9 protein-coding genes are annotated in these 6,797 nt (G+C 48.7%); 8 read left to right on the forward strand and 1 reads right to left on the reverse strand.

Translation table 11 applies throughout. The features are described from left to right. Window positions 1-9 precede the first annotated feature (9 nt). The 8 genes from BLU57_RS09940 to yut all read left to right on the forward strand — a co-directional run bounded on the left by BLU57_RS09940 (window position 10) and on the right by yut (window position 6,440). Window positions 10-897, forward strand: a complete 888-nt coding sequence (locus BLU57_RS09940; protein ID WP_256206221.1) for an urease accessory protein UreD — start codon at window positions 10-12, stop codon at window positions 895-897. 78 nt (window positions 898-975) lie between these two features. Continuing rightward, window positions 976-1,278, forward strand: a complete 303-nt coding sequence (locus BLU57_RS09945; RefSeq protein WP_090320016.1) for an urease subunit gamma — start codon at window positions 976-978, stop codon at window positions 1,276-1,278. A 39-nt stretch (window positions 1,279-1,317) separates the two neighbouring features. Beyond that, complete coding sequence (locus tag BLU57_RS09950; RefSeq protein ID WP_090320019.1) at window positions 1,318-1,626, forward strand: urease subunit beta; 309 nt, start codon at window positions 1,318-1,320, stop codon at window positions 1,624-1,626. Window positions 1,627-1,659: 33 nt separating this feature from the next. Continuing rightward, the gene (ureC, locus tag BLU57_RS09955) at window positions 1,660-3,366 is read left to right on the forward strand and encodes an urease subunit alpha (protein WP_090320022.1); all 1,707 of its coding nucleotides are present in this window, start codon (window positions 1,660-1,662) and stop codon (window positions 3,364-3,366) included. A gap of 128 nt (window positions 3,367-3,494) precedes the next feature. Continuing rightward, a complete protein-coding gene (gene ureE / locus BLU57_RS09960) occupies window positions 3,495-4,025 on the forward strand; it encodes an urease accessory protein UreE (RefSeq protein WP_090320026.1) in 531 nt (176 codons plus the stop codon). Window positions 4,026-4,028: 3 nt separating this feature from the next. Continuing rightward, a complete protein-coding gene (locus BLU57_RS09965) occupies window positions 4,029-4,712 on the forward strand; it encodes an urease accessory protein UreF (protein WP_256206222.1) in 684 nt (227 codons plus the stop codon). Window positions 4,713-4,728: 16 nt separating this feature from the next. Then, window positions 4,729-5,364: an urease accessory protein UreG gene (gene ureG / locus BLU57_RS09970; RefSeq protein ID WP_090320029.1), complete on the forward strand. Its 636-nt coding sequence runs from the start codon at window positions 4,729-4,731 to the stop codon at window positions 5,362-5,364. A 95-nt stretch (window positions 5,365-5,459) separates the two neighbouring features. Next, a complete protein-coding gene (yut, locus tag BLU57_RS09975) occupies window positions 5,460-6,440 on the forward strand; it encodes an urea transporter (protein WP_090320032.1) in 981 nt (326 codons plus the stop codon). 117 nt (window positions 6,441-6,557) lie between these two features. Here the strand turns inward: yut and BLU57_RS16850 are convergent, their stop codons facing one another. Further along, complete coding sequence (locus BLU57_RS16850; protein ID WP_176776415.1) at window positions 6,558-6,782, reverse strand: integrase core domain-containing protein; 225 nt, start codon at window positions 6,780-6,782, stop codon at window positions 6,558-6,560. Window positions 6,783-6,797 lie beyond the last annotated feature (15 nt).

Genomic DNA, 6,797 nt, shown 5'->3' on the forward strand with positions numbered 1-6,797 from the left:
TCTGTTATTTTGAATGATCATCAATCGTCTATTACCGCTCTATCCGGAAGCAAAAGCCACCCAGAACATCAGCCGCTACAAGCCAGATTATCACTCAAATTTGCTGCCATTGACGATACAACACGTTTAGTAGAACGGGATCATTTTGGTCCGCTGCTGGTACAAAAAACATTGTATCCGGAAGGACGGAAAGTTTGCCATGCCGTCATTATTCATCCGCCCGGCGGGATTGTTGGCGGAGATCAGCTCGAAATTACCGCTGATGCCGAAGCCTTTGCAAAAGTACAGATTACGACCCCGGGTGCAGCCAAATGGTACAAAGCCAACGGCCACACTTCCCGCCAAAAAATTAGAATTCGCGTCAAAAAAGGTGCTTCTCTTGAATGGGTGCCGCAAGAAACCATCTTCTATAACCATACTGACGTATCCGTTGATCATCAAATAATACTTGAGGACGATGCGGTTTATATTGGTTGCGAAATCTTATGTTTTGGCCGGACTGCGTTCGGCGAAAGGTTTAGTGATGGTCAAATCAAGCAACGCACCAGCATTCAACGGAATGGCAAGATTATTTGGTTAGAGCAAATCCGGTTACGCGGTGAAGATGCGGCGATGAATGGCCCATTGGCTTTATCGGGTAAAACGGTATGCGCCACGCTGCTGTTGACAGGAAAAACAATACCCCAGCCATTGCTGGATTTAGTCCGCGAGGAAGCGGAAAAGACCGCTAACGGAGCCGGCCAGGTAGGCATATCGCAGCTTAAAGCGGTTACTGTGGCACGTTATCTGGGAGATTCAAGCGAAGTGGCGCGGCATGTCATGTTGCGTATCTGGGGATTGCTTCGCCCGGAATTGACCGGATGCGCCGCGATTGTGCCGCGCATGTGGAGTACATGATCGATAGCGGTTTTACATGAACAGCGCAGGTGCTGCGGCAACTTTATTGTAAATGTTGTTTTACCCAGGAGAGAAACTATGGACTTAACACCTAGAGAAAAAGACAAACTGCAAATTTTCACCGCCGGATTACTCGCCGAAAGACGTAAAGCGCGCGGTTTACGGCTCAATTATCCGGAAGCGGTTGCATTAATTACTTGTGCGGTATTGGAAGGAGCCCGGGACGGTAGAACGGTCGCGGAACTGATGACTGCCGGTCAAAAAATATTGACCCGGGCTGATGTAATGGAAGGCGTTCCCGAAATGATTCCGGATATTCAAGTCGAAGCCACTTTCCCGGATGGAACCAAACTGGTGACTGTGCATAATCCAATTGTTTAATTGATATCAATAGAATAGGAGATTGTCATGAGAGTACCAATGATCCCCGGGGAAATATTCACAGAGCCTGGTGAAATCGAGTTGAACGCCGGTAGAAGAACAAAAATGTTAACTGTCTCAAATGGCGGAGACCGCCCAATCCAAATTGGATCCCATTTCCATTTTTATGAAGTGAATTCAGCGATGAAATTTGACCGTGAAGCCGCGTATGGCATGCGGTTGAATATTATGGCCGGAACGGCTGTGCGCTTTGAACCGGGACAAGAAAGAACTGTAGAACTGGTCGATCTCGCGGGAGACCGGATCGTTTATGGATTTAATCAAAAAGTGATGGGCAAACTCAAATAGTTTGTATCGCAATAATTTTACAGGAGTTAAAAAATGAGCGTAAAAATTTCCCGTCAAACTTATGCAGAAATGATGGGCCCAACGACCGGAGATCGAGTTCGATTAGCCGATACAGAACTTTTTATTGAAATTGAGAAAGACTTCACAACCTACGGTGAAGAAGTGAAGTTCGGTGGCGGTAAAGTGATCCGGGATGGCATGGGACAATCGCAGCGTAATCACGCCGATGTGATGGATACGGTGATTACAAATGCAGTGATCATTGACCATTGGGGGATCGTCAAAGCGGATATCGGCATTAAAAATGGCAAAATCGCCAATATCGGCAAAGCCGGAAACCCCGATATTCAACCGAATGTAACGATGGCAATTGGTTCGGGTACCGAAATTATTGCCGGTGAGAATCTGATCGTCACCGCCGGGGGGGTGGATACGCACATTCACTTCATCTCTCCGCAGCAAGCCGAAGACGCCATGATGAACGGCATTACCACCATGCTGGGCGGCGGTACCGGTCCGGCGGTAGGAACAGCGGCAACCACCTGTACACCGGGACCTTGGCACATTCACTCGATGCTCCGGGCATCCGATGGATTGGTCATGAATACCGGCTTCTTTGGCAAAGGCAATACCAGCTTGCCTACACCGCTTGAAGAACAAGTGTTGGCGGGCGCATGCGGATTAAAACTGCATGAAGATTGGGGAACAACATACGCGGCGATCGATAACTGCTTGGCAGTCGCCGACAAGTATGATGTGCAAGTTGCAATTCATACCGACACCATCAATGAAGGCGGCTATCTGGAAAACACCATTGCCGCGATGAAAGACCGCACCATTCATACCTTCCATACCGAAGGTGCCGGGGGTGGTCATGCGCCGGATATTATCGCAGTTGTGGGCCTTGACAATGTTTTGCCGTCATCGACCAACCCTACCCGCCCTTACACCGTCAACACGCTGGACGAGCATTTGGACATGCTGATGGTATGCCACCACTTGCATGCCAATATTGCCGAAGATCTGGCTTTTGCGGAATCGCGCATCCGTAAAGAAACGATCGCCGCGGAAGATATTTTGCATGATATGGGCGCAATTTCGATGATGTCCTCGGATTCACAAGCGATGGGCCGTATCGGTGAGGTGGTTTTACGTACCTGGCAGACCGCGCATAAAATGAAAGTACAACGCGGTACATTACAGGAAGATAATTCCAAAAATGACAACTTCCGTGTTAAGCGTTATGTTGCAAAATATACGATTAATCCGGCCATCACACACGGTATCGCACATGCCATCGGATCGGTAGAAACGGGCAAATATGCTGATCTCGTACTGTGGAGACCGGCATTCTTCGGGGTTAAACCATCAATGATTCTGAAAGGCGGCATGATCGCGGCATCGCTCATGGGCGACCCCAATGCATCGATTCCAACACCGCAACCGGTGCATTATCGCTACATGTTCGGCGGATACGGCGGCGGCATCAAAACATCCTGCTTTACATTCGCCTCTCAAGCCGCACTAAATGCTGGCTTAGTGGAACAATTGAAGCTGGATAAAAACCTGATTACGGTCAAAAATACCCGTAATCTGCGCAAGAAAGACATGATTCATAATAGCGCAACCCCCAAAATGGAAGTCGATCCGGAAACTTATGAAGTACGCGCTGATGGACAATTACTGACATGCGGTGCCGAAGATGTGCTGCCAATGGCGCAACGCTACTTCCTTTTCTAGAAATGGCTTGGCATTGCAACTGTGCAGCAATGAAGTGAGAAGTAACTGTTCCATTGATATGTTGACTATCATAGCCCCGTTGCTGTGATAGTCGGCGGATAATCGTTTTCATTGATCCAAATAATAAAATGCTTACGCTGAATACCAAGATAGATCACGCAGAATCAGTTTTCGCGCAGCTCGTGCTGCCCTATGAAATGCGCGAAAACAGCAGATTAAGAACGGCACTTGCATCGGGCGAGGAAGTGGCTATTTTTACCGTGCGCGGCACTGTACTGCGCAATAACGATTTACTCAAAAGCGATGATGGCCGCGTTGTGCAGATTATTGCAGCGCATGAATCCGTTTACCGGATTACATGCAAAACGCCGCACGATTTATTGCGTTGCGCTTTTCATTTAGGTAACCGTCACACACAAACGCAAGTAGGTGAAGGTTTTTTGCAGATTCATCAAGATTCGGTATTAAAACAGATGCTGGAAGGCCTGGGAGCCACGGTTGTAGAAGAAAGCGCGCAATTTGAACCGGAATCGGGCGCATATGGCGCAGGCGGCGGGCACCATCACCACCATGGTGACGGGCATTATCATGCGCATGGACCGCTTGCTCCGATACCGGCGCGGCAAAAGATACACCGGCCCTCCGATTCTCAATCCTAGGAAATGACTTTGCAAGCCGCTGCGTTGCTCCGTTTACTGCAATTGGCAAGTCCTTCTTTGCCGATAGGCGCATACACCTATTCGCAGGGTCTGGAATCTGCTATCGAAAAAGGCACTGTCCATAATGAAAGCTCGGCGCGTGCGTGGATTTCCGAATCCTTAAGCATCGTTGCCGACTTTGAAGCACCCATTGTATGGCGCTTGCTGAAAGCTTTCTCTGAACGTAATGCCGAAGCTGTGAATTATTGGAGTGAATGTTTTATTGCCGCCCGTGATACTGCCGAGTTCCGTGCGGAAACCATCCAGATGGGCTATTCCTTAGGAAAGCTCGTGCTGGATCTGAACATCGCGGATGAATCGTTGCGCACAATCCTGGCAAACCAACCGGAAATTCCGCTGCCTACGGCTTTTGCGTGCGCCGCCGAAGCGCTTGCGGTGCCTCATGAAGCGGTACTGCTTGGTTTATTATTTTCCTTGGTTGAAAATCAAGTGCTTGTTTGTGTTAAATCGGTGCCGCTAGGACAAGTTTCCGGACAAAGCCTGTTATTTTCGCTGCATGCCATGATAGAAAAAGCATCGCGTCACGCGCAGCTGCTTAACGACGACGAGTTGTCGAATTGGGCGCCAGGACTTTCATTACTGTCCATGCAGCATGAAATTCAGTACAGTAGAATTTATCGATCATAAATGCGAGGTATACACCATGAACAAACAATCCAATCCGCTTCGGGTGGGCATCGGCGGTCCGGTAGGGTCCGGCAAAACGGCGTTATGTGAAGCGCTCAGCAAGCGAATGCGCGACCGTTATGAGATGGCTGTAATTACGAACGATATCTACACCAAAGAAGATATGGAGATTCTCTTGCGCGCTAAAGCGCTGCCGCCAGAGCGGTTGATGGGCGTGGAAACAGGCGGGTGTCCGCATACCGCAATCCGCGAAGATGCGTCGATCAATCTGGAAGCCATCGCGCGCATGACGGCCGACTTTCCCGATCTTGATCTTATTCTGGTTGAATCGGGAGGCGATAATTTAGCTTCCACATTTAGCCCCGAATTGTCCGACCTGACGATTTATGTGATCGACGTTGCCGCTGGAGAAAAAATCCCACGTAAAGGCGGACCTGGCATCACGCGCTCAGCCCTACTCGTCATTAATAAAATCGATCTGGCTCCCTACGTGGGTGCAAGCTTGGAAGTAATGGCACGGGATGCCAAGAGAATGCGCGGCGAACGCCCTTTTGTATTCACCAATTTACGCACAGGCGAAGGTGTGGATCAGGTGATCGACTTTATTGTTAAACAAGGACTGTTAGAAGAAGTAAAGCAGCAATCCGCTTAATCGCCGTGTTTTCGGTGCTTTACGTAATTATTTTGCTTGGACGTTAACTGAGCGGCACAATCTTTATTCCACATCAATTTTAGGAGCTGATCATCATGGACTGGTCTTTATCGATTGACAAAGCAATACCAAGGCCTTTGCGTGTTATCTTCAGAGGAGTCGGACAAGTATTTTTTTGCTGCAATGCAGTTACCGGCCTTATTTTTCTTATCGCTTTATACGTCGGCGGAATTACCGCCGGAATTGCTGCTACGGTGGGAGTCATCAGCAGTACGGTTGCGGCTTACCTCTTGGGTTTTTCGGAAGATGATATCGATGCCGGACTCTATGGATTTAATGGCACCCTAGTAGGCCCCTGTTTATTCTTATTTCTTGAAAATACACCGCAGCTTTGGCTGTATGTCGTTCTGGCTGCGGTTTTATCCACCGTGGTATTGGCTGCGTTGATGCGAATCCTGCAACCCTATAACATCCCCGCTTCCACTTCACCTTTCGTTCTGACATGCTGGATGTTTCTGGTGGCTGTTTATGCTTTCGACGGATTTTCACGCGGCCCGGTGCTGCCTCCTCCGGGAATCCCCGCCGACATTGCGGCTGCTTCGGTGGTTTCAACCGAATTCGCCGCCTTTACTCAAGCTTCGGCCGAAGCCTGGTATACAGCCATCGCCAAGGGTATTGGTGAAGTGATGTTCGCCGATAGCATTATCGTCGGCATTTTATTCCTGACCGGCATTGCGATAACTTCTCTTCGCGGCGCATTCATGGCATTTTCCGGTGCGGTTGTTGGAGTTGCCGTTCCGGTTTTGCTGGGCGCGGATAAAACGCTCATTGAAATGGGGCTCTATGCTTTCAATCCGGTACTGACTATGATGGCGGTTGGCTGGGTTTTTCTCAAACCTAGTACGGGCAGTGCGATTTTGGCTTTGCTGGCAGGGATTCTCACCATTATCTGCCAAGCCGGTTTAGCCAGTTTCCTGGCACCGATCGGTTTGCCGACGCTGACATTTCCTTTTGTTCTGGTCATGTGGATGTTTCTGTTTGCGACCAGCAAATCCAAATATTGGGGAAATGCCTAAACATCATTGGCGAACCATGAAAAACTATCTGCGTTGTCGTTACGGTGTTAAGAACACGTTCGGAATGCTCATTCATTAAACATAACTATTTATTGATAGCCTAAGCTGTAAGAAACCTCAGAGTTGTTTACAGAGAGGTTGATTGAAATAAGCGTTGAGTATTTCATAAGGGGTGGCATTATTCAAACTCTTATGAGGCTTAACGGTATTGTAGAAGTTAATGAAACGGAGAAGCTGAATGTGTCGATCGGCGCAGTCTTTAAAGTGAATCTTGCTGTGCCACATGTCCATCATGGTGCGGATAACCCGCTCAGCTTTACCGTTGGTTTGCGGACGATTGATACGGGTAAACTTCTG

Origin of the sequence: Nitrosomonas oligotropha (genome assembly GCF_900106555.1) — a bacterium.
In the GTDB taxonomy this organism is placed as follows: Bacteria; Pseudomonadota; Gammaproteobacteria; order Burkholderiales; family Nitrosomonadaceae; genus Nitrosomonas; species Nitrosomonas oligotropha_A.